Here is a 22593-nt window from a genome sequence, read left to right as displayed (position 1 = left end):
CCCGCAGCCGGGGCGGGGTTCACGCGTGCCAGTCGAGCAATCGGGCCGGGTTGGCGCGCATGATCGCGTCCGCGTGGGCGGCGCCGAACTCGCGGACCAGCCGGGGCAGGAACCGCTTCGGCAGGTACTCCAGCCCCGGGATCCCGCCGTAGGCGCGGTACCTGCTGCGGCGGGCGACGTCGCCGCCGAGCAGCCGGCGCACGGCACCGCCGCGCTCGGCGGTGCCGAGCAGGCAGTCCAGGACCACCGAGTCCGGCCAGTCGCGGTGCCGGGCGATGCCGTCGTAGCCGAGGTAGGCCCCGGCCGCGCAGAGCTCGGCGTGCAGGCCGGGGTCCGGGTTGCGGTCGGCGTGCGCGAGCACCACCCGATCAGCCCGAACACCGTGGGAGCCCAGCTCGTCGAGCACCTCGAAGGTGGCGCTGCCGTGTTCGAGGTGCACCATCACCGGCGCTCCGGTGGCCGCGTGCGCGGCGGCGACCGCGGCCAGCACCCGGTGCTCGAAGGCGGTGATCGACCAGTAGCCGATCCCCGCCTTCAGCAGCCCGGCGCGCACTCCGTCCACATCGGACATGCCGGTGACCAGGTCGGCGGTGAACCGCTCGGCCAGTTCCTCCTCGGTGCCGGCCAGCAGCGGGTGGTCGTCCGGGTAGTGGGCCTGCCGGTGCGCGCCGGTGGTCGCGATGACGTGCAGGCCGGTGCGCTCGGCGATGCGGGCCATCCCGGCCGGGTCCCGGCCGAGGCCGATCGGCGTCGCCTCGACCATCGCCTCGATCCCGGCCTCGCGCAGGTGCTGCGCCTCCTGCCCGCTGCGCTGCTCGTCGTCGAGCTCGTCGCCCGGCAGCAACGGCGTGACCTGGAACAGGTGCTCGTGGTAGTCGGTGCGGCCGAGCTCCTGCGCAGGTACGTCGCCGAGGACGGTGCGGACCGTCATCGCACCGCCTCGGCCGCCGCCGCGAGCTCGCCGACGGTCTGCTCGTCCAGCTCCAGGTCGAAGACCTCCGCGATCACCTGCGACCAGCCGTGGATGAAGTACCGCCAGCCGTCCACCACGGTGAGCTGCGCCGACTCCTCCTGCGCCCGGGCCTGGTGCAGGAACTCCAGGCTCCCCCGGTAGTTCAGCTCCCACACGACGGCGTTGCGCGGCCACCGGACCTCGTCCGACAGCGGCGAACCGGGCCGGTCCTTGCCGAGACCGGTGGCGTTGACGATCAGGCTGCCCTCCGGGCACGCCGCGACCAGCTCGTCGGCGGGTCCGTCGGCCACCACCGCCACGACGTCGTCGGTGTCCAGTCCGCCTCGGCGCAGCACCTCGACCAGCTCGGCCAGGCGGTGCTCGTCGGTGTCGGTGCACACGATCCGGCGCGGCCGGTCGTCGCGGCGCGCCAGGTACCAGGCGATCGCCGTGCCGGCCCCGCCCGCGCCGAGGCACAGCAGGTCCGCGCCGGTCCTGGCGAAGTGGTCCGGGGCGAGGAACTCCTCAATGGACAGTCCGGCGGTGATCGGGTCCTTCGCGTGCCCGACCAGCGCGTCGCCCCGCTTGGACACCGAGGAGATCTCCCCGCAGAGACCGGCGAACTCGTCCAGCTCGGCGAACATGTCCCCGGCCGCGTCGTGCACCCCGATCTTGTGCGTGGTGATCAGCGCTCCGCGCAGCCCCGGGTCGCCCTGGATCGCGCCGACCACCTCGCGGTACTGCTCGCGGCTGGCCCCGACCGGGAGGTCGAAGCCGACCAACTGGTCCGATGGCAGTCCGAGCACCCGGGCCCAGGCCGGGAAGACCTTGCGGATCGAGGACTCCCCGGTGCTCACGCCGACGAAACCCATCGCCGCGTCGTCGTTCAGCTTGGTCATGCGGTCTTCTCCTCGATCTGTGCGGGACGCTCCGGCGTGCGGCCGGAGGAGGCGCCGGTGCCCATGCGGTCTACGGCCTCAGGAGCGCCGCTCATTTCCCCGCCATCCCGGGTAGGCCGCGCGACTTCCCGCCGCGCAGGTTCTCCGCGCCCACCGCGATCAGGATCAGCACCCCGATCGCGATCTGCAGCCAGAACGGGTCGACGCCGAGCAGCGTGCCGCCGTTGTTGAGCAACCCGACCACCAGGGCACCGACCAGCGCGCCGAGCGCGGTGCCCTTGGCGCCGAACAGGCTGGCCCCGCCGATGACGCACGCGGCGATGGCCTGCAGCTCGTAGCCGGTACCCGAGGTCGGAACACCGTTGCCCAGCCGGGAAGCCAGCAGGACGCCCGCGAACGCGGCGAGCAGCCCGGACAGCGCGTAGGCCGACAGCAGCACCGCTCGCACCGGAACACCGGTCAGGCGGGCGGATTCGACGTTCGAACCGACGGCGTAGACGTACTGGCCCCAGACGGTGCGCCGCAGCAGCCAGGCCATCACGACCGTCACCAGCAGCATCAGCCAGGTCAGGTTGGACACCCCGAACAGCGAGCCGCCGGCGATCGCGGTGAACTCCGCTGGCAGCGGCTGCACCGTGCGGCCGTCGGTCAGCAGCAGCGTCGCGCCCCGGGCGATGCCCATCATGCCCAGGGTGACGATGAACGGCGGCATCCGCAGCACCGCCACCAGCACGCCGTTGATCAACCCGGCGCCTGCGCCGACGATCAGCGCGAGGACGACGGACAGCGCCACCGGCAGACCACCGGTGGTCTCGAACACCGCGGTCGCGGCGACCACCCCGGCCAGGCCGACCACCGAACCCACCGACAGGTCGATGCCGGCGGTGAGGATCACCAGCAGCTGCCCGACCGCGATGATCGCGTAGATCGACACCTGGCGGCCCAGGTTGTCCAGGTTCGTCCCGCTCAGGAACGAGTCGGTGGCCAGGCTCAGCCCGAACGCGATCAGCAGCAGCACCGGGATGCCGCCGAACCCGCGGTCGAAGAGGTGGCTCAGCCGCAGGATCTCCGAATCGGCCGGTTCCGGCTTGGACTTGCGCTTGCGCTTCCCGCCCGCCGCGGAAGGCGCGGGGGCGCTTGCGACGTCGGTCATCGCATCTCCTGTGTTCTCATCGGGCGCCCGCGCCCGTTCGGTTCCCGGTTCATGAGGTCTCCTGCGCGCCGGCGGCGACGGGGCTGGCCAGGTGCAGCACGTCCTCCTCGGTGGCCTCTGCCGGATCGAGGTACCCGGCGATGCGCTGCTGCCGGACCACGGCGATCCGGTCGCACAGGCCGAGCAGTTCCGGCAGGTAGGACGACACCACCACGACGGCCAGCCCGGCGGCGGCCAGTTCGGCGATGACCCGGTAGATGTCGGCCTTCGCGCCGACGTCCACGCCCTTGGTCGGCTCGTCGAGCAGCAGCACCTTGGCACCGGTCGCCCGCCACCGGGCGACCAGCGTCTTCTGCTGGTTGCCGCCGGAGAGCGAGGACACCGGGTCGGTCCAGTCGCCGAACTTCACCCGCAGCCCGTCGGCCGCGGCGGAAACGTGGTCGCGCACCTTGCCGCGGCGCAGCACGCCGAGCGAGCTGACCGAGCCGATGCTGGCCATGGCCACGTTCTTCTCGATGCTCAACCCGAGCATCAGCCCGGATTCCTTGCGGTCCTCGGTCAGCAGGCCGATCCCGCTGCGCGCCGCCGCCCGCGGCGAGGAGGTGTCGACCGCCTGGCCGTCCACCAGCACCTGGCCGGCCAGAACGGGGTCGGCGCCGAACACGGCCCGCAGCAGCTCGCTGCGTCCCGAGCCGAGCAGCCCGGCCAGGCCGAGGATCTCCCCGGACCGCACCGAGAGGTCCACCGGCTCGTCGAAGCCGACCGGCCGGATCCCGCGCAGCTCCAAGCGGACGTCCCCGGGCTCGGCCCGCTCGCCCGGGTAGAGGCTTTCGATGTTCCGGCCGACCATGGCGTGCACCAAGGTGTCCTCGGTGTGCTCGGCCATCGGTTCGGTGGCCACCAGCCTGCCGTCGCGCAGGACGGTGACCCGGTCGCCGATGGCGAACATCTCCTCCATGCGGTGGCTGACGTAGAGCACGGCCACGCCCTCGTCGCGCAGCGCGCGGATCCGGTCGAGCAGCGCCGCGGCTTCCTGCTCGGACAGCGCGGTGGTCGGTTCGTCGAAGATCACCAGCTTCGCGTTCTGGCCGAGCACCCGGGCGATCTCCACCAGCTGCCGGGTCGCGGTCGGCAGCTCGGCCACGCGGGTTTCCGGGTCCAGGTCGGCCAGCCCCACCCGGGACAGCATCGCGGTGGCCATCTCGCGCTGCCGCCGCAGATCGCGGAACCCGGCGCGGGACGGGAAGCGCCCCATGCACAGGTTCGCCGACACGGTGAGCTCCGGCAGCAGGCTGAGCTCCTGGTAGACGACGCCGACCCCGGCATCGCGCGCCGCCGAGGGGGTGAGCACCGGGCGCATCGGCTCCCCGGCCACCAGGTACTCCCCCGCGTCGCGGGTCTCCGCGCCGGTGAGGATCTTGATCAGGGTCGACTTGCCCGCCCCGTTCTCCCCGGCCAGGCAGTGCACCTCGCCGGGGAGGACCTCCAGGTCCACGCCGTCCAGCGCGGTCACGGCGCGGTAGGTCTTGCGCACGCCGCGCAGGCTGATCACTGCGGTGTCGGCCATCGCTCAGCCCTTGGTCTTCGGCGGGTCGAGCAGCTGGGCGTACTCCGGCTTGTCCACATCGGACTTGTCGATGACGACCGCGCCCGGGTCGAGGTTCACCGGCGGGGTGCTGCCCGCGGCGGACATCGCCGCTTCCACCACGCCCTGGTAGCCGAAGAAGAACGGGTTCTGCACCAGGATCGCGTCGACGGATCCGTTGCGCACGCCCTCGACCTCGGCCGGGTCGGAGTCGAACGCCACCACCGCGAGCCGGTCGGCCGCACCCCGCTCGGCGACCGCGCGCGCCGCGCCGGTGCCGGAGGTGTTGTTGTCGGCGAAAACGCCCGCCAGGTCCGGGATTCCGGTGATGGCGTCGTTGACCTGGCCGACGGCCTTGTTCAGGTCGTTGTCGTTGACCGCGGTCTGCACGACCTTCGCCTGCGGGCACTTCTCGGCGAGCCCGGAGGTGAACCCGGTCAGCCGGTCGGTCAGCACCTGCTGGCCGGAGGTCGAGCTCTCGTGCAGGATCTTGCCCGCTTCCTTGCCCTGCGCGGTGAGCAGCTCGCACATCCGCTGCCCGGCCTGCTGGCCGGCCTTGACGTTGTCGGTGCCGATGAAGCCCTCGGAGGCGGTGGTGATCGAGTTGTCCACCGTGATCACCTTGATGCCCTGCGCCCTGGCCCGGTCCACCGCGCTGTTGAGCGCGGTGGAGGAGTTCGAGGCGAGCACGATCGCCTTGGCCCCGCGGGCGATCGAGTTCTCCACCAGGCTGACCTGCTGGTCGATGTCGGTCTCCGAGGTGGGGCCGAACAGTCCCAGCTCGACTCCCAGGTCGTCGCCGGCCTTCTCGGATCCGGCCAGCATCGACTGCCAGAACTCCGAGTCGGTCGCCTTGGTGATCACGTCGACCTTGGTCCCGGCGACCCCGCTGGTGCCGGAACCGGCACCCGCCGCGGACGGCCCGAAGGCCGCTTTCCCGCCGACCAGCCCGGCACCGACCGCGACCACCGCGATCGCGGCCGCGACACCGGACGAGACGAACCGTATGCGCGCCATTGCAGCTCCTCGTTCACTAACTCGCTGAAATCCGGCTCAGCCCGCGACGGGCCTCGGGCTGGAACGGCACGTGGCGCGGCGCGCCCTCGCCTCGCAGCACGCGCCCACCGCTTCCGCGTTCGAGCGCCCAGCCGGAGCCCTCTTCGGACCAGAAGTGGCTTAACTGTCGTCCTGTCATGACAGGATGTCAAGACCTCGGAGATCACTGATATCGGTTCGCGCGTCAGACGTGCTGGAGATGATTTCGATGCCGGTAGCTCTCACGGCGATGAGCGCTGCGCAGAGCGGCGATCGCCCCGGCGAGTCAGCCGGCCCGGGGCGGGAGTCCTGATATCCTCTCATGACATGGTGACACGTATCGACCGCTCGTCCCCGCTGCCCTTCTACCACCAGCTGAAGCAGATCGTGGTCAGCGACATCAAGCGGCGCGGCATGTCACCCGGCGATCGGCTGCCCGGCGATCACGAGCTCTGCGAGACCTACGACGTTTCGCGCACCGTGGTGCGCCAGGCGCTTGCGGACCTCGAAGCGGAAGGCGTCATCGAGCGCATCAAGGGGCGAGGCACGTTCGTCTCGAAGCCGAAGATCGCCGAAGGGCTCGTCCGGTCCCTCACCGGCCTCTACGCGGACGTCGCAGCCCGCGGGTCGTCGCTGCGCAGCGACGTGCGGCGGATGGAGGTCGTCCCGGCCGACGAGCAGATCGCCGCCGACCTGGACCTCGCGCCGGGCTCCCCGGTGATCGTCATCGAGCGCTTGCGGTTCGTCGACGACGAACCCTGGGTGTTCACCGTGACCCACCTGCCGCACCACATCGCGCCCGGGCTGGAGCACGAGGACCTCACCACCCAGTCCTTGTACACCCTGCTCGAGCAGCACTACGGGGTCCAGCTCAAGCGGGGCAGGCGGTCGGTCGAGGCCACCAAGGCCAGCGCCGAGCTCGCCGCCGACCTGGACATCCCGGACGGGGATCCGGTTCTGCTGCTGCGCAGCACCAGCTTCGGCGTCGACGACCGCCCGGTGGAGATGTTCGTGGCGTTCCACCGCGGCGACCGCAGCCGGTTCGACGTCGACCTGGAGAGCTCGACCACGAGCAGCCCCAACACCCTGATGCGCGTCACCGCCTAGCAAGCCGCTCGCCGCCCACGGAGGTGAGCGGCGAGCGGGACCGTCCACGAAGGACATTGTCGGCTGCGGGAACCTCAGCGGCGCAGCGAGGATTCGATGTCCTCCAGGGTGCGGCCCTTCGTCTCCGGCAGGCGCTTGGCGAAGAACACCAGGCCGACGAGGCCGAACAGCGCGTAGACCCAGAACAGCCCGGTGGGCGTGATCAGCTGGATCAGGCTGAGCGCGGTCAGCGAGATGATGAAGTCCAGCCCCCAGTGCGTCAGGGAGCCGAGGCCGGAGGCCTTGCCGCGCACCCGGGTCGGGAAGATCTCGCTGTTGATCAGCCAGATCGAGATGCCGAGGCTGACCGAGAACGCGGTGATGTAGAGGATCAGGCCCGCCACCAGCAGACCGCCCACGACGCCGGACTGCGAGGGCAGCAGGTACAGCGCGCCCAGGAACAGCAGGCTGAGCACCACGACCGCGGTGCCGCCCAGCAGCAGCGGGCGCCGGCCGACGCGGTCGATGAGCAGCAGCGCGATCAGGGTGCAGATCATGTTCGCGGCGCCGATGCCCACCGAGGACAGCAGGGCGGAGGAGTCGCCGAAGCCCGCCTGCGTGAGCAGGGTCGGCGTGTAGCTGATCACCGCGTTGACGCCGACGAGCTGATTGGTCGCCGCCACGCCGACCCCGATCAGCACCGCGGGCCGCAGCCGGGCGCCGAACAGGTCCCGGTACGTCAGTCCCCGCTCGGCTTCCGCAGCCGCGGAGATGGCCGCGATCTCGGACTCGATCTCGTCGGCGGGCAACGTCCGGGCGAGCGCCCGGCGGGCGTCGTCGACGCGACCGCGGGCGAGCAGCCAGCGCGGGCTCTCCGGCAGCCGGAACAGCCCGAAGAACATCACCACGGCCGGGATCGCGGCCAGCGCCAGCATCCACCGCCACGCCGCCGCGTCGGCCAGCGCGTAACCGGCCACGTAGGACGCCAGGATGCCCACCGTGACCATCAGCTGGAAGCTGGACACCAGTCGACCGCGGATGTGCGGGGCGGCGATCTCGGCGATGTAGGCGGGAACGCACGAAGACGTCGCACCGATGGCGATGCCGAGGACCAACCGCGCCACCACCAGCGCACCGAAGCCCGGCGCCGCGGCGCACGCGACCGCGCCGACGGCCGCCACCGCCGAAAGCACCAGCAGCGTCCGCTTGCGGCCGATGCGGTCGGTCAGCGGGCTTCCGGTCAGCGCACCCACGATCGCGCCGGCGAGCATCGCCGCGACCACGACCTGCTGCCCGATCTCGGACATCTGGAACTGCGGGGTGATGTAGAGCAGCGCGGCGGAGATGATCCCGAGGTCGTAGCCGAAGAGGAAGCCGCCCAGCGCCGAGATCGCGGCGGCGCCGAACACCCCGGCGCGCCGCCGGGACGATGCTCTCGATCGGTCGAGGACAGGTGAAGTCATGGACGAGGCTCCAGGAGAAGGCGGGCCCGGTGCGGGCACCGACGCTGGACAGCGCCCCACGGGCAACTGTCGAACCGCGAGAGATGAGACCTCCTGTCCGTACAGGATGTCAAGGCGGCGCGACGAGATGTCCGAATTGCCGCGCGGTTTCTCGTAGTATCACTACATCAGCTGGACTAGGCTGGTCCCGACCGACAACGCCGACGAGGGGACGACGGGTGAACGTGGCGGCGAACCAGCCGGACGAGGAATCGCAGAACAGCAAGGTCCCGCTCCTCGAAGCGATCGCGACGCGCATGGGCGAGCTGCGCCGCAGCGAGCGCAAAGTCGCCGAAGCCGTGCTCGCCTCCCCCAGCGACGTGGTGCACCTGAGCATGGCGGCACTGGCCGAACGCGCGGGCGTGAGCGAACCGACGGTGATGCGGTTCTGCACCGCGATGGGCGCCCGCGGCTTCCAGGCGTTCAAGCTCGAACTCGCGCAGACCGTCGCGCTCGGGCTGCCCGCCACGCACAGCGCGATCGAACCCGGCGAATCCGTGCCCACCCTCATCACGAAGGTGTTCGACCAGTCGATCAGCAGCCTCGACCGGGCCCGCCGCGCCCTCGACACGGCGCAGATCGAGCAGGCCGTGGAGCTGCTGGTCGAGGCGGACGAGGCGGTGTTCGTCGGGTTCGGCGCGTCGTCGATCGTCGCGCAGGACGCCCAGCAGAAGTTCCCGCTGTTCGGCATCCCGTGCACCGCACCCGTGGACGCGCACCAGCAGTTCATCGCCGCGTCGCTGGCCGGGCCCGGCACGGTCATGGTGGCGCTGTCGAACACCGGCCGGACGCAGAGCGTGCTCGACGTGGCGGCGGCCGCTCAGGAGCAGGGTGCGAAGGTCCTCGGGATCACCGGCGAGCAGAGCCCGCTGGCGGAGCTGGCCGACGTGCCGCTGGTCGTGAAGACCTTCGAGGACACCGATTTCTACACGCCGACGCTGAGCCGGCTGGCCGCGCTCGTGGTGGTCGACGTGCTCGCCACCGGGGTCGCGCTGCGCCGCCCGCCGGAGCACCTGGTCCGCCTGCAGCGGATGAAGGAGGAGCTGACCGCGATGCGGGCCGGGACGCGACCCCCCGCCGCGTCCCGACCCGAATAGCCCGTCAGGGCGCCAGAACCGCCTTCAGGCAGCTGCTGTCGGCCACCGCCGCCAACGCGTCCGGGTACTCGTCGAGCGAGAACCGGTGCGTGATCATCCCGTCGGTCCGCACCCGGCCCGAGCGCAGCACCCGCAGTGCCCGCTCGATCCCGTGCAGCTGCGCGAAGGACCCGATGATCGTCAGCTCGCGGCGGAACACCTCGTAGGCGGGCACCGGCCAGCTCGCCGACTCCGCGGCCATGCCGTACACGACGATCGTCCCGCCCTCGCGGACCAGGCCGAAGGTCTCCTCCAGCACCGACACCGCGCCGGTCGCGTCCACCACGACGTCGAAGCCCTCCGGCGCGAGCGCGCGCAGTTCGGCGAGCCCGGCCGACGGGTCGGACCGGTCGAGGCGCACGGTGCGGTCCACGCCGAACTCCGCTGCCTTGGCCAGCTTCGCCGGCGTCGGAGCCGCCACCGTCACCCGACCGGCCCCGGAGTGCGCGGCGAGCTGCGCCAGCAGCAGGCCGGTCGGCCCAGCGCCGAACACCACGACGTCGGATCCGGGCGTCAGCGCCACCCGGTCGAGGCCGTGCACGACGCAGGCCAGCGGCTCGGCCAGCACCGCGGTCTCCGGGGGCAGGTCGTCGACCGCGAAGCAGTTCGCCGCCCGCGCGGTGACGTACTCGGCGAACCCGCCGGGCCGGTTCACGCCCTGCGCCGCGAGGTTCCGGCAGAAGTGCCCCATTCCGCGGCGGCAGGCCGCGCATTCACCGCACCGGGTCGTGTTGTCCAGGACCACGCGCTGCCCCGGTCGCAGACCGGTCACCGCGTCCCCCGTGCGCACCACCTCGCCGAGGATCTCGTGCCCGGGGATCAGCGGGTAGGTCGGGCCGAACTCGCCCTCGTGCAGGTGCAGATCGGTGCCGCAGACCCCGGCCAGCACCACCCGGAGCAGCACCTCGTCCGACGCCGGTTCCGGATCCGGAACACTGGTGATCTGGAACGACTTCGGTCCGTCGTAGACGACAGCCTTCACGCGGCTCCTCCTTTCAGAACGGACAGCAGATTAGCCACCGCACCCGCTGTCGCCCGACGCACGCTGGCCCCGGTGTAGCCGCCGACGTGCGGCGTGGCGATCACGCGCTCGTGCCGCAGCAGCGGGGTCAGCTCCGGTGGCTCGGTGTCGAACGCGTCGACCGCGTAAGCCGTGAGCCCGCCGTCGTCGAGTGCGGCGAGCACCGCGGCGTCGTCGACGAGCGCCGACCGCGCGGTGTTGATCAGGACCGCGCCTCTCGGCGCCCGGGCCAGCAGGTCGGCCGTGATCAGCGGCTTTCCGTCGGGTGGCGGCGGGCAGTGCAGGGTGATGACGTCGCTGCGGCGCACCAGCTCCGCGGGCTCCACCTGTTCCGCACCTTCGAACGACGAGAACGGGTCGTGCGCGACGACGTCGGCGCCGAGCGCGCGGAACGCCCCGGCGACCCGCCGCCCGATCTCCCCCAGCCCGAACACGCCGACGGTCACGTCGGCCAATTCCCGTCCCTGGTAGCGGTTCCAGCCGCCCTCGTGCACCGACGCCGCCGACCACGGCACGTGCCGCAGCGCGGACATGGCCAGCACGATCGCCAGCTCCGCCACGCCTTGCGCGTTGGCCCCGACGGCACGCTCGACGCGCACGCCGCGGGCGGTTGCCGCATCCAGGTCGATCCCGTCGGTTCCGGCGCCGTTGCGGCTGATCACCTTCAGCTCCGGCGCCGCGTCGAGCACCCGGTCGGTGATCCGCTCGACCCCGGCGAGCCAGCCCGCGCAGTCGGGGACGAGCGCGAGCAGGTCCTCTTCGGACGGCAGCTTCCCCGCCGGCCCCGGCACCAGCTCGTACCCGGCTTCGGCCAGGGGCGCCAGTTCGGGCACCGCGTCGAGCCCGGCCGCCGTCAGGGAGCGAGGGGTGACCAGGATCCGCCCGCTCATCGCCGCGCTCCTGCCGCGAGGTCGGACAGCGCCTGGAACTCCGGTCCGCGGGTGGCGATCTCGATCCCGAAGACCTCGGAGATCACCTGGGTCCAGCCGTGCAGGAAGTACACCCAGCCGTCGTGGACGCCGACGTGCCCGGCCGCGCGGGCCTGGTCGAGGAACCGCAGTTCGCCGCGGTAGTTGAGGTCCCACGCGAGCGCGTCCCGGGGGAAGGTCGCGCCGTCGGTCAGCGGGGACCCGGGCGCGTCCTTGCCCAGCCCGGTCGCGTTGACCACCAGCGATCCGGGGCTCAGGGAGGCCAGCACGCGGTCGTTGTCGCCCGGCTCCGGCGTGGTCGCGGTCTCGATCGCCACGTCCGTGCCGGCTTCGGCGTGGACCTTCTTCAGCGCGTCGAGGCGATCCGGGTCGCGGTCGGACACCACGATCCGGCGCGGCCGGTCGGCGCCGCGGCCGGACCGGCTCAGGTACCAGCTGAGCGCGATGGCCGCGCCACCCGCACCGATCAGGAACACGTCGGCACCGCTGGAGCTCCAGTAGCCGGGAGGCGCCACCGCGTCGACGGCGAGCCCCGCGGAGATGGGGTCCTTGGCGTGCGCGACCACACCGTCCGATGTGGACAGGCAGCTCACCTCGTGCATCAGCTCGGCGAGCGGGTCCACCCGCGCGAACAGGTCGCGGCAGGCGGTGAACAGGTCGAGCTTGTGGGTGGTCACGAGCGCGCCGCGGCCCAGTTCGCCGGCGGCCAGGAACTCCACGACGCGCCGGTAGTCCTCGGCGGGCGCGTGCACCGGCAGGTCGATGCCCTCGAGCACGGCGTCGATCCCGAGGTGCTCGGCCCAGCGCGGGAAGACCGTCCGGATCGACGAGCTCTTCGTCGTGACCCCGATGAAGTACAGCGTCGGACGGCTCGCGGGCGGCGGCAGTTCCAGGCTCATGCGGCCGCCTCCACGACCTGCACCGCGGCGCGCGCCCGTTCGGTGATCTCGGCCCACTTCCCGGCGGTGATGTCCTTGCGCGGGGCGATCCAAGTCCCGCCCACGGCCAGGACCGCGGGGTGCGCGAGGTAGTCGGCGAGGTTGTCCGGCGACACACCGCCGGTCGGCACGAACCGCACGCCCGCGGCCGAGAACGGTCCGGCGAGCGATCGCAGGGTGCCGAGCCCGCCGTAGCTGCCCGCGGGGAAGAACTTCACCACGTCGCAGCCCTCGGCGAGGCAGTCCATGATCTCGGCGGGCGTCACCGCGCCGGGCACGAACGGCAGGCCCGCCTCGCGCGCCGCCGCCAGCACTCCACCACCGCATCCGGGCGCCACGCCGAAGCGCGCGCCGGCCTGGGCGGCATCGGTGACGTTGGCCGGGCTGAGCAGCGTGCCCGCGCCGACGATCATCTCCGGCACCTCGGCCGCCACGCGCTCGATCGCGGTCCGCGCCGCGCTCGTGCGGTAGGTGACCTCCATGACCGGCAGGCCGCCCGCCACCAGTGCGCGGGCCAGCGGCACCGCGTCGTCCGCGTTCTCGATCTCGACGACCGGCACGACCCGGATCGTCCCGAGCTCGGTCAGCACGCTCACGCGACCGCCCCCGGGTAGCCGACGTGGTCCGGGTTGCGCCGCAGCGTCCACCCGCCTTCGCCGTCCTCGACGACCAGCGAGGCCATCCCGCCCGCCTGGGCGATCAGGTCGTAGTTCTGGCCCGCGTCGGTGTTGTAGCAGAACAACGTGACGAGCGGTTCGTCGCCGGTGTTGACGCTGCGGTGCACCCAGTGCCCGGGGACGTGCACCGCGCGGCCGGGCTCGAGTTCGAGCGCTTCGCTGCGACCGTCGAGGGTTTCCAGCAGCAGCAGGCCGTTTCCGCTCAGGCAGTGGTAGAGCTCGGCGCGGTCGGGGACGGCGTGCAGGTGGCCGCGCGTGACCGCGTACTCCGCACCGACGCGCCCCGGCTGCATCGTCGACGTGCCGATGGTCAGCGCACCCGGACCTTCCGCGCACCGGTGCTCCTCGACCCGGTAGACCAGGTGGTCCGGGCCGAGCTCGGCGAGCAGGTCGCGGTAGGCGGACTCGTCCCGGTACACGCCGCCCATGTCGCCGAGCCGCTTCTCGTACACGGAGGTGCGCCCGGTCAGCGCACCGTCGGTACCGACGAGCAGCGAGCCCGGCTCGGGCACCGAACGGAGTTCCGTCATCACAACACCTTTCTTGTAGTTCAACTACGCGGCGGCGGGCACAGTCGTCCCCGCCGCCGCGTTCGCGGGGGAACGCACGGTTTTCGACGTCCCCGCAAGGGGATCTGGGTAGTCCTGCTACACCGGAAGCTCCCCGGAAACCTGGACCAGCACCTTCACCTGGCCAGGGTCTTGGGCCGCGGCGAAAGCCTCCGCGGCCCGGTCGAGCGGGAAGATCGCGCTGACCAGCTCGTCGACGGGCACGCGGGACACCAGGCGCAGCGCGGCCTCGACGTCCTCGCGCACGTACATCAGGCTGCCCAGGACGGTGATCTCGCGGTCCTGCACGAGGTGCAGCGGCACCGCCACCGGCCCGGCCGGGACGCCGACGACGACGAACGTGCCGCCCTTCAGCAGCAGTTCGATCCCCTGCCGCACGGTCGGTTCGGTCGCGACGCAGTCGAAGACCACGTCCACTCCCCCGGCGATCTCGTCCGCGCGGTCCGGCGGCAGGGCGAGATCCGCCCCCAGCCGCAGCGCGCGGTCGCGCTTGTCGGGCATCGGATCGGTCACCGCGATCTCGGCCGCACCGGCCGCGCGGGCGGCGGCCACGACGAGCAACCCGATCGGCCCGGCACCGAGCACGACGACCCGGCTCCCGTCGCGCACACCTGCCCGGCGCACCGCGTGCACCGGCGTGGCGAGCGGTTCGACGAGCGCGGCGGCGAGGTCTCCCACGTCGTCGGGCAGCACGTGCAGCCGGTCGGCGGCGACGGTGAACAGGTCGCTCATCGCGCCGTCGGTCTGGCAGCCGAACACCGCGAGCTCGGCGCAGATGTTGTAGCGCCCCTCCGCGCAGCGGCGGCACCGTCCACAAGCGAGCCCCGGTTCGAGCACGACGCGATCACCGGGACGGCACGTGCTCACCCCGGATCCGACCGCCTCGACGACGCCGACGGCCTCGTGCCCCGGCGCGTACGGCAGGTCGATGAACGGGTGCTCGCCCGCGACCGCGTGGGTGTCGCTGCCGCAGATCCCCACCAGCACCGGGCGGACCAGGACCTCGCCGTGGCCGGGCTCCGGGCGCGGCGTGCGCTCCAGCCGGACCTCACCGCTCGGGTGCACCCGGACCCGGCGCACGGTTTCCCTCGTCGGCCCCATCAGAAGATGCTCTCCGGGTTGTAGAACTCCTTGACGTTCTCGCAGCCGATGCCCGCGGCACGCGTGTTGGTGTCCTTCGGCAGGGTCTTCGGGTCCTTCTCACCGGTGGCGATGCCCAGCGCGGTGTCGAACGCGGCGTGCGCGGCGAGGTCCGGCGAGTTCAGCCCGGTCGAGACGTACTGGCTGTCGCAGCCCTTGGCGATCTCGGCCAGCGCCTCCTTCTGGCCGTCGGCCGACGCGGCGACCAGCACGTTGGTGTTGCCCTGGTTGCGCAGCACCTGCAAGGCGCCGAGCGCCATCGAGTCGTTCAGGCCGAGCATCACGCCGATGCCGGGGTTGGCGGCCAGCATCGACTCGGTCGCCGGGACCGCCTCCTCCTGCGTGTAGTTGCCGCTGGCCGACGCGACGACCTGCGGAGTGACGCCACCCTCCTTGAGCCCGTCGAGGAAGCCGTTCTGCCGTGCCGGGCCGACGATCTCGTCGTTGGGACCGCCGTTGAGCACGCCGACCTGCACGGTCTTGCCGCCGCCGAGCCGCTTCGCGGTGAGCTGGCCGGACAGGCGGCCGATCTCGTGGTTGTCCGACTGGATCGAGGTGACGCCCACGCCCGGGATGCCGGTGTCGACGAACAGCAGCGGCACCTGGCTGGCGACCTGGGTCAGCTGCGCCCGCTCGGTTTCGGGGCTCTTCGCATCGACCACGATCACGTCGGCGCCCTGCGACAGCATCGTCTGCACCTGGTTGATCTGCGTGACCGGATCGCCGTTGGCGTTCTGGAACAGCAGCTTGAAGCCCTTCTCCTTGGCCTTCTGCTCGGCCACCGCCTGCATCGCCACGTAGAAGGGCGCGTCCATCTGGCGGGCCGCGAAGCCGATGGTGACCTCGTTGGCGGGCTTGGGCTGCGGCCCCGAACCCGAACCGGATCCGACGGTGCCGCACGCGGCCACCGCGAACGTCGTCGCACTCGCGACAGCGGCGGCCAGCAGGCGGGATTTCACTTTGCGCATAGCAGAACTCCGTTGTTCTTCAGTGGTTGCGGGAACGGTTGCGGCCGATGGTGGCGAGACCGATGGCGAGCAGGATCAGCGCGCCGCGGAAGGCGTCCTGCAGGAACGTCGACACGTTGAGCAGGACGAGGAGGTTCGAGATGACGCCGAAGATCGCGGTACCGATGACGGTGCCGACGACCTTGCCCTGACCGCCGTTGAGCCGGGCGCCGCCGATGACGACGGCCGCGATCGCGTCGAGCTCGAACAGGTTGCCCGCGGTGGGCGTGGCAGCGCCGACGCGGGAGACCAGCAGGAATCCGCCCAGGCCGACGAGCAGCCCGGCGATCACGTAGACGGACACGAGGGTTCCGCGCACCGGGATGCCCGAGGCCTGCGCGGCCTCGACCCGGCTGCCGACCGCGAACACGCGACGCCCGAAGACCGTGCGGCGCAACAGGAACGCGAGCCCGACGGCGACGAGGAGCCAGATGATGCCCAGCACCGGGACACCGGCGACGGTCGCCGTGCCGACAGCGGTGAAGCTCGGCGCGGACGGGGTCAGCGGGCTGCCCTCGGTGTAGGCGTAGACCAGGCCCCGCGCCAGCGCGAGCATGCCGAGGGTGACGATGAACGGTTCGAGCCCGCGGAACGCGACCATGAACCCGTTGAGCGCACCGAGGACCATGCCGACGACGAGCGCCACGCCCAGTCCGACCAGCGTTGACGACCCGCCGAACATCCCCGCGGACAGCACGCAGGCGAGTCCCAGCACCGAGCCGACGCTGATGTCGATCCCGCCGGAGACCACCACCAGGAGCTGGGCGAGCGCGACGATTCCGGTCACCGAGATCTGCAGGACTAGGTTCTGCAGGTTGCGGCTGGTCAGGAACGCGTCGCTGCTCAACGACGCGACCGCGAACAGGACGATCAGGATCAGCAGCGGGTACTGCTGGCGCAGCCAGCCCGCGCCGCGATCGCGCCAGAACGACCGCGGCGGGCTGCTGGCGCCGGTCGCGAGGTTCTCCTCGACGGCGGTCATGCCGCCTCACCTCCCAGGGCAGTGCGGATCAGGTCATCGGTGGTGGCCGTCGCGGTGTCGAACTCGCCGGCCACCTGCCCGTCGCGCAGGACGAGCACGCGGTGGCACAGCATCAGCGCCTCCTCCGCCTCGCTGGTGACGACGAGGACCGCGCGGTTCTCGCGGCACAGGTCGTGGATGATCCGGTAGATGTTGAGCCGGGCACCGACGTCGATGCCCTTGGTCGGTTCGTCGAGCACGACGACCGCGGGGTCCGCCTCGAGCCACTTGGCCAGGCACACCTTCTGCTGGTTGCCGCCGGAGAGCGTGCTGGTCAGCACGTCCGGGCCGCCCTTGACCTGGAACCGCCGGATCAGCTCGGCGACCCGGGTGCGTTCCCGGCGGCGGCGCAGCACGCCCAAGCGCGACGAGCGGCCGAGCGTGGACAGCGTCAGGTTCTCGCCGTTGCTGAAGTCGGCGACGAACCCCTCCCGGCGGCGGTCCTCGGTCAGGTAGACCACGCCGCGGCGCAGCGCCGCGCCCGGCGAGCGGAGCGCCGTCGGTTCACCGTCGATCTCGACCTCGCCGGAGACCGGGCGCTGCTGACCGGACACCGACCGCGCCACCGAGGAACGACCGCTGCCCACGAGTCCGTAGACGCCGACGACCTCGCCCTTGCCGACCTCGAAGGACACGTCCTGGGCGGAACCGGCGTGCAGCCCGCGCACGGAGAGCGCGGGCGGACCGGCGTTCTCGGGGAGCTCGGGCGGCCGGTCGAGCGCGCTGACGGCTTCGCCGATCATGAGCGTGGTGATCCGGCCGGGATCGGTGTCCCGGGTGCGCAGCACGTCGACGAGTTCTCCGTTGCGCAGCACGGCGATCCGGTCCGACAGCGCGAAGACCTCGGGCATCCGGTGCGACACGAACACGACCGCGGTGCCCGCGGCGCGCTCGGCCGCGACCATCTCCTCGATCTCCTTGAAGTGCTCCTCCGACGTCGACGCGGTCGTCTCGTCGAGGATCAGCACCCGGTGCGGTGTGACGGTGGCGCGGCTGAGCGCGAGCATCTGCCGCTGCCCCGGGGCGAGGTGCCGCGCGGGCATCGCCGGGTCGACGTCGCCGAGCCCGACCTCCCGCAGCAGTTCCCGCGTCTCCTGGTCGTCGCCCCGCCGCGCGAGCTGCCACGGCAGGACGTCCCGACCTGCGCGCAGCCGGTACAGCCACACGTTCTCCGCGATCGAGAAGTCGTCGACGACCAGCGGTTCCTGGTGCATCAGCAGGATTCCCGCCCGCTCCGCGTCCGCCGGTCCGACGACCGGGCCGTCGTGGCCCTCGACGCGGATCTCACCGTCGTCGGGGGCTTCCTGCCCGGCGAGCAGCCGGGCGAACGTCGACTTGCCCGCTCCGTTGGCCCCGCAGACCGCCAGCACCTCGCCCGCGTAGCCGTCCAGGTCGAGGCCTTCCAGAGCTCGGACGCCCGGATACCTCCTGCCGACCCCGCGGGCCGAGAACACGACCCGGGGTGATCCCGGGGGCCGCTCGGCACCACTCATGCGCACCTCCTCGCACTCGCCGCGTTGTAGTGAAACTACACAGATGAGGTCGCTCAGGCTAGCCTCCCGGGCGAATTCTCGAGACGGACGTCACTCTTTTGGCCCAATGAACGATCGCGGAGAGTCAGCTAACCTAGCGAAACTACAAAATGGCGGTGTGGCCTTCCGTTCTCACGGACGTTCGCGGCCGTCGCCGCCGCCGTCCCGGAGAGGGAGAGATGACCGAGCGATTCACCGGCCGCCGCATCGCCGTCACAGGCGCCGCAGGAGGGATCGGCAGCGCGCTGTGCCAGTCGTTGCTCGAGCAGGGCGCCCGCGTCCACGGACTCGACCGCGACGGCCTCGACGCACTTCCGGCAGGTGTCGAGCCGAATCAGGTGGACCTGCGCTCCGAGGACTCCGTGGCCGGTGTCGTGCGCGAGCTCTACGCGCAGGACCCGACTCCGGTCGACCTCGTGACCTGCGCCGGCATCGTCGAGGACGACGTGGCCGCCGAGGACATGCCGATGGACCTCTACGACGCCGTGATGGGCGTCAACCTGCGCGGCGTCTTCCTGACCTGCCGGGAGTTCGGGCGCGAACTGCTCGCCCGCGGTGGCGGCGCGATCGTCAACGTGGCCTCCATGTCGGGCAACGCGATCGTCAACCACCCGCAGAAGCAGTCGGTCTACAACACGAGCAAAGCCGGGGTGAGCGCGCTGACCCGCTCGCTCGCCGTCGAGTGGGGCCCGCGCGGGGTGCGCGTGAACGCGGTGTCCCCCGGCTACGTCGACACTCCGCTCAACGCGCTCAAGGCGCACATGCACGAGCAGTGGAAGGCCGAGACCGTGCTCGGCAGGTTCGGCGAGCTGCGGGAGATCTCCGCGGCGATCGAGTACCTGCTCAGCGACGACTCCGGGTTCTGCTGCGGTACGGAACTGCTCGTCGACGGCGGGTTCTCGCTGCGCTGATCGACCCCGGGAAAGCGGACAAGATGATCATTTCACATGACCTGGGCACCACCGGCGACAAGGCGACGCTGGTCGACGAGACCGGCCGGGTCCTCGCCGCGGTGACCGAGACCTACGACACCGACTTCGGCCTGCGGGGCAAGGCAGAGCAGGACGCCGACGCGTGGTGGCGCGCGGTGTGCGCGGCGACGCGACGGCTCGTCGACGCGCACCCCGAAGCGCTCGACCAGATCGAAGGCGTCTCGTTCTCCGGCCAGATGATGGGCGCGGTCCTGCTCGACGCCGAGGGGCGCCCGGTCCGCCCGGCCATCATCTGGGCCGACACGCGTTCGGTGGCGCAAACCGGTTCGCTCATCGACGAGATCGGCATGGAGCGGGCCTACGCGATCACCGGCCACCGGCTCAACCCCACCTACTCGCTGTCCAAGGTGATGTGGGTGCGCGACAACGAACCCGAAGCCTTCGCCCGCACCAGGCACGTCGTGCTGGCCAAGGACTACGTGGTGCACCGCCTGACCGGCGCCATCGTCACCGACCCGTCGGACGCCAGCAGCACCAACGCCTACGACCAGTCCGCGCAGGACTGGTCCGACGACCTGTTCGCGGCGGCCGGTCTCGACCGGGGCTTGTTCCCGGAGATCGCCCCGTCGACCACCATCGCGGGCACGGTGACCGCCGAAGCGGCCCGCGAAACGGGCCTGCGCGAGGGAACGCCGGTCGTCCTCGGTGGCGGGGACGGTCCGATGGCCGCCCTCGGCGCCGGAGTCCTCGACGCGACCTGCGGCGCCTACGCCTACCTCGGCTCGTCGTCCTGGGTGTCGCTCGCCGCGGACGCACCGCTGCACGACCCGGGCATGCGCACGATGACGTTCAACCACGTCGTCCCAGGCCAGTTCGTGCCCACGGCCACGATGCAGGCCGGCGGCGCCTCGCTGGAGTGGATCGTGTCGACGCTGGCCCCTGGAATCGAGGACCGCTACGCGAACCTCCTCGGCGGCGCCGCGGAGGTCTCCGCGAGCGAGGACGGCCTGTACTTCCTCCCCCACCTCCTCGGCGAGCGGTCGCCGTACTGGAACCCGCGCGCCCGAGCGGTGTTCGCAGGCCTGGCCCGCCACCACGGCCCGGCGCACATGACGCGCGCGGTGCTCGAAGGCGTGGCGTTCAACCTGTACACGGGCCTGCGCGCGTTCACCGAGAACGGCGCGAGCATCGAGCACGTCGACGCCATCGGCGGCGCCGCGAACGCCGGTGTGCTGCTGCGGATCTTCGCCGATGTGTGGGGTGTTCCGGTGCGGCGCAGGGAACTCGTCGACGAGGCGACATCGCTCGGCGCCGCGATCGTGGGCGGTGTCGGCACCGGCATGTTCGACTCGTTCGAGATCGCCCGGAAGTTCGCGGAGAACCGGGCCGAAGAACGACCGGAACCCGAAACGCACCAGCGCTACGCGCGGGAGTACGACGTGTTCATGGACGCCTACCGCCGCCTGGAGCCGTGGTTCGACACGCTTTGACCGGTGTGCCCGCCCATCACCAAGCCGGCGGGCGGGCACACAGCGCTGCAACGAACTGGCCGCGCTTGACTGCTTCCCGCGCGAAGGCGTCTTTCCCAGAAGTGGCGGCCGGAGCCACCGCTGCCGACTAGGGTCGGGGCAATGACTTCTGGGTGGACGAACGAGACCGCTATTCAGCAGTGGAGCGATTCCGCCGAGCGCGAGGCGTTGGAGGCGACCGCCGCGGACGGGGACTTCGCCAAGCGCCACCTGATCAATCCCGATCAGCTGCGGCTGCTCGGTGATGTGTCCGGTCAACGGGTTCTGGACGCGGGGTGCGGCAACGGCTACTTCAGCCGCATGCTCGCCGAGCGGGGCGCGCACGTCGTCGGGGTCGAGCCGGCTGGGGGTTTGCTCGCCTTCGCGCGGGAGAAGGAAGGCGAACTGGGCCAGGGCGTCAGCTACGTGCAGGCGGACCTGACCCGGCTTCCCGATCTCGGCGACCCCTTCGACGCCGTGGTGTGCAGCATGGTCCTGATGGCGATCCCGGACTGGAAACCCGCGCTGCGCGGCTGCGTCGAATCCCTCCGCCCGGGCGGGCTGCTCGTGTTCTCCGTGGTCCACCCCGCGTTCGAACAGCTCTGGACCTCCTGGCGGGAGCACGGCGAGTACCGCACGAGCAGGTACTTGGAGGAGTACGAGATCCCCGGGCACGCCCCCGACTTCCACCGGCCGATGTCGGCGTACCTCAACGAGCTGGCCGCGCTCGGCTGCCGCCTGCGCGAGGTCGTCGAACCCGGGCTGGACCCGGCTGTCGCCGCTCAGAGCGGTGTTCCCGGGATCGAGGGCTACGTCCGGATGCCGAACTTCCTCATCGTGTCAGCCGAAACCCCCAGCTGAGCAGCCGATTTCACCTCCCGGCTCAACCGGCCTGCGCGCGCTCCACCAGATCCCGCACCAGCTCCACGACTTCCGCCGGACTGAACTCCATCGCGTTCTCGCCGACCGAGATCTCGAAGGCGCACCGCGATGGGTCCGGTGAGGAACGGACCTTGTAGAACAGCTGCGTGCCGTGCTCGGCGATCATCTGAGCCCCAGCCCGCTCGACCGCGGCCTTCGCGGCAGGCACGTGAACGTGGAACAACGAGGTCTGCGGCGGGTCCGGGAACGCGCGCACGGTCCCATCCGCGTTGAGCTCGGCCGCGATCGCCACCGCGTGATCTCGGAACTCGGACATCCGCGGCACGAGCCGGTCCAACCCCGCCAAAGCCCCCAGTGCCAGCGGCCACGCATCCGGGATAGCGCCACCGAGGCGCTTCCGCCACACCGCGGCTTCCGCCATGATCTCCGCATCACCGACCAGCACCGCACCCCGGACCCCTCCGAGTCCTTTGTAGAGCGATACGTACGCGGTGTCGAAGAGCCCGGCGATCTGCGCGTAGGGGCGGTCGTAGTACGGCTGCGCCTCGAAGATCCGGCCACCGTCGAGGTGTGCGGCCGCCCCGCGCGAACGGGCCAGTTCGACCTGCTCGCGCAGCTGCGCCCACTCGGGCAGCAGTCCGCCGAGATCCCGCTGCGGCAACTCCCACACGACCGCGGCCAGCGGTTCACCGATCGCATCCAGATCAGCCGTGGTCATCAGCTGGTTCCGATCACAAGCAGCGTGGAAGCGCAGACCGTGGACGGCGTTGTATCCCTGCAGCTCCCAGTTGTCGAGGTGCACGTGCGGATGTCCCGCGAAGGTCCACCGCCCCCGGCGCTCGGCATGCATCCGCAACGCGACCTGCTGAGCCATCGTTCCAGTGGGGAAGAACAACGCCGCCGGTGCGCCGAACAACTCCGCCATCCGCTCTTCCAGGACGGCCACCGGTTCTTCCGGCGAGGTTTCGGGACCGACCAGATCGATCCATTGACGCAGCAGGTCGTGCGGCTTGCGCCGCAGTGGGGAGTGCAGGGCCAACGAGCGCCGGATCACCGGAACGTCCATGTCACCGGACACTGCCATTTCCC

Annotated in this window: 21 protein-coding genes; 5 read left to right on the top strand and 16 right to left on the bottom strand. The window is 71.4% G+C overall.

What is annotated here, in order from left to right; translation table 11 throughout:
- Positions 1 to 19 precede the first annotated feature (19 nt).
- The 5 genes from OU415_RS26505 to OU415_RS26485 all read right to left on the bottom strand — a co-directional run bounded on the left by OU415_RS26505 (position 20) and on the right by OU415_RS26485 (position 5606).
- Positions 20 to 931, bottom strand: a complete 912-nt coding sequence (locus OU415_RS26505; protein ID WP_270951966.1) for a phosphotriesterase family protein — start codon at positions 929 to 931, stop codon at positions 20 to 22.
- Positions 928 to 1851: a saccharopine dehydrogenase NADP-binding domain-containing protein gene (locus OU415_RS26500; RefSeq protein ID WP_270951965.1), complete on the bottom strand. Its 924-nt coding sequence runs from the start codon at positions 1849 to 1851 to the stop codon at positions 928 to 930. Before OU415_RS26500 ends, OU415_RS26505 begins: the two co-directional genes overlap by 4 nt.
- A gap of 91 nt (positions 1852 to 1942) precedes the next feature.
- Positions 1943 to 3004, bottom strand: a complete 1062-nt coding sequence (locus OU415_RS26495; RefSeq protein ID WP_270951964.1) for an ABC transporter permease — start codon at positions 3002 to 3004, stop codon at positions 1943 to 1945.
- Positions 3005 to 3053: 49 nt separating this feature from the next.
- Positions 3054 to 4571 (bottom strand): sugar ABC transporter ATP-binding protein, encoded by a 1518-nt coding sequence (locus OU415_RS26490; protein WP_270951963.1) that lies wholly within the window; start codon positions 4569 to 4571, stop codon positions 3054 to 3056.
- Between the two features lie 3 nt (positions 4572 to 4574).
- Positions 4575 to 5606 (bottom strand): ABC transporter substrate-binding protein, encoded by a 1032-nt coding sequence (locus OU415_RS26485; RefSeq protein ID WP_270951962.1) that lies wholly within the window; start codon positions 5604 to 5606, stop codon positions 4575 to 4577.
- Positions 5607 to 5951: 345 nt separating this feature from the next.
- Here OU415_RS26485 and OU415_RS26480 point away from each other — a divergent pair, with 345 nt between their 5' ends.
- Positions 5952 to 6731: a GntR family transcriptional regulator gene (locus tag OU415_RS26480; RefSeq protein WP_270951961.1), complete on the top strand. Its 780-nt coding sequence runs from the start codon at positions 5952 to 5954 to the stop codon at positions 6729 to 6731.
- Between the two features lie 74 nt (positions 6732 to 6805).
- On the opposite strand, the gene OU415_RS26475 is transcribed toward OU415_RS26480, so the two are convergent.
- A complete protein-coding gene (locus OU415_RS26475) occupies positions 6806 to 8173 on the bottom strand; it encodes a sugar porter family MFS transporter (RefSeq protein ID WP_270951960.1) in 1368 nt (455 codons plus the stop codon).
- Between the two features lie 218 nt (positions 8174 to 8391).
- Here OU415_RS26475 and OU415_RS26470 point away from each other — a divergent pair, with 218 nt between their 5' ends.
- On the top strand, positions 8392 to 9309 hold the full coding sequence (locus OU415_RS26470; protein ID WP_270951959.1) for an SIS domain-containing protein: 918 nt from the start codon (positions 8392 to 8394) through the stop codon (positions 9307 to 9309).
- Positions 9310 to 9313: 4 nt separating this feature from the next.
- On the opposite strand, the gene OU415_RS26465 is transcribed toward OU415_RS26470, so the two are convergent.
- The 9 genes from OU415_RS26465 to OU415_RS26425 all read right to left on the bottom strand — a co-directional run bounded on the left by OU415_RS26465 (position 9314) and on the right by OU415_RS26425 (position 18143).
- On the bottom strand, positions 9314 to 10330 hold the full coding sequence (locus tag OU415_RS26465) for a zinc-dependent alcohol dehydrogenase family protein (RefSeq protein ID WP_270951958.1): 1017 nt from the start codon (positions 10328 to 10330) through the stop codon (positions 9314 to 9316).
- Positions 10327 to 11259, bottom strand: coding sequence for a phosphoglycerate dehydrogenase (locus OU415_RS26460; protein ID WP_270951957.1), 933 nt, complete (start codon positions 11257 to 11259; stop codon positions 10327 to 10329). Before OU415_RS26460 ends, OU415_RS26465 begins: the two co-directional genes overlap by 4 nt.
- Positions 11256 to 12197, bottom strand: coding sequence for a shikimate dehydrogenase family protein (locus tag OU415_RS26455; RefSeq protein ID WP_270951956.1), 942 nt, complete (start codon positions 12195 to 12197; stop codon positions 11256 to 11258). The genes OU415_RS26460 and OU415_RS26455 overlap by 4 nt, the downstream gene beginning before the upstream one ends.
- Positions 12194 to 12832, bottom strand: coding sequence for a bifunctional 4-hydroxy-2-oxoglutarate aldolase/2-dehydro-3-deoxy-phosphogluconate aldolase (locus OU415_RS26450; protein ID WP_270951955.1), 639 nt, complete (start codon positions 12830 to 12832; stop codon positions 12194 to 12196). The genes OU415_RS26455 and OU415_RS26450 overlap by 4 nt, the downstream gene beginning before the upstream one ends.
- Entirely contained in the window at positions 12829 to 13443 is a 615-nt protein-coding gene (locus OU415_RS26445) for a glucose-6-phosphate isomerase family protein (protein WP_270951954.1), read from the bottom strand. Before OU415_RS26445 ends, OU415_RS26450 begins: the two co-directional genes overlap by 4 nt.
- Before the next feature lie 117 nt (positions 13444 to 13560).
- Positions 13561 to 14583, bottom strand: a complete 1023-nt coding sequence (locus tag OU415_RS26440) for a zinc-dependent alcohol dehydrogenase (RefSeq protein ID WP_270951953.1) — start codon at positions 14581 to 14583, stop codon at positions 13561 to 13563.
- Positions 14583 to 15590, bottom strand: coding sequence for a substrate-binding domain-containing protein (locus OU415_RS26435; protein ID WP_270951952.1), 1008 nt, complete (start codon positions 15588 to 15590; stop codon positions 14583 to 14585). The genes OU415_RS26440 and OU415_RS26435 overlap by 1 nt, the downstream gene beginning before the upstream one ends.
- A gap of 19 nt (positions 15591 to 15609) precedes the next feature.
- A complete protein-coding gene (locus tag OU415_RS26430) occupies positions 15610 to 16611 on the bottom strand; it encodes an ABC transporter permease (RefSeq protein ID WP_270951951.1) in 1002 nt (333 codons plus the stop codon).
- Positions 16608 to 18143, bottom strand: coding sequence for a sugar ABC transporter ATP-binding protein (locus tag OU415_RS26425; RefSeq protein ID WP_270951950.1), 1536 nt, complete (start codon positions 18141 to 18143; stop codon positions 16608 to 16610). The genes OU415_RS26430 and OU415_RS26425 overlap by 4 nt, the downstream gene beginning before the upstream one ends.
- Before the next feature lie 218 nt (positions 18144 to 18361).
- Between OU415_RS26425 and OU415_RS26420 the strand changes: the two genes are divergently transcribed.
- The 3 genes from OU415_RS26420 to OU415_RS26410 all read left to right on the top strand — a co-directional run bounded on the left by OU415_RS26420 (position 18362) and on the right by OU415_RS26410 (position 21483).
- A complete protein-coding gene (locus OU415_RS26420) occupies positions 18362 to 19093 on the top strand; it encodes an SDR family NAD(P)-dependent oxidoreductase (RefSeq protein ID WP_270951949.1) in 732 nt (243 codons plus the stop codon).
- Positions 19094 to 19116: 23 nt separating this feature from the next.
- Complete coding sequence (xylB, locus tag OU415_RS26415; RefSeq protein WP_270951948.1) at positions 19117 to 20604, top strand: xylulokinase; 1488 nt, start codon at positions 19117 to 19119, stop codon at positions 20602 to 20604.
- Positions 20605 to 20745: 141 nt separating this feature from the next.
- Entirely contained in the window at positions 20746 to 21483 is a 738-nt protein-coding gene (locus OU415_RS26410; RefSeq protein ID WP_270951947.1) for a class I SAM-dependent methyltransferase, read from the top strand.
- 22 nt (positions 21484 to 21505) lie between these two features.
- Here OU415_RS26410 and OU415_RS26405 read toward each other — a convergent pair whose 3' ends face one another.
- Positions 21506 to 22570 carry a threonine aldolase family protein gene (locus OU415_RS26405; RefSeq protein WP_270951946.1) on the bottom strand — a complete coding sequence of 355 codons (1065 nt, stop codon included), beginning with the start codon at positions 22568 to 22570 and terminating at the stop codon, positions 21506 to 21508.
- Positions 22571 to 22593: the final 23 nt, after the last annotated feature.

The sequence above is a fragment of the Saccharopolyspora oryzae genome, assembly GCF_027853915.1.
In the GTDB taxonomy this organism is placed as follows: domain Bacteria; phylum Actinomycetota; class Actinomycetes; order Mycobacteriales; family Pseudonocardiaceae; genus Saccharopolyspora; species Saccharopolyspora oryzae.
Note: the sequence above shows the minus strand (reverse complement) of the source record. Positions and strands in the feature narration are given on the sequence as shown.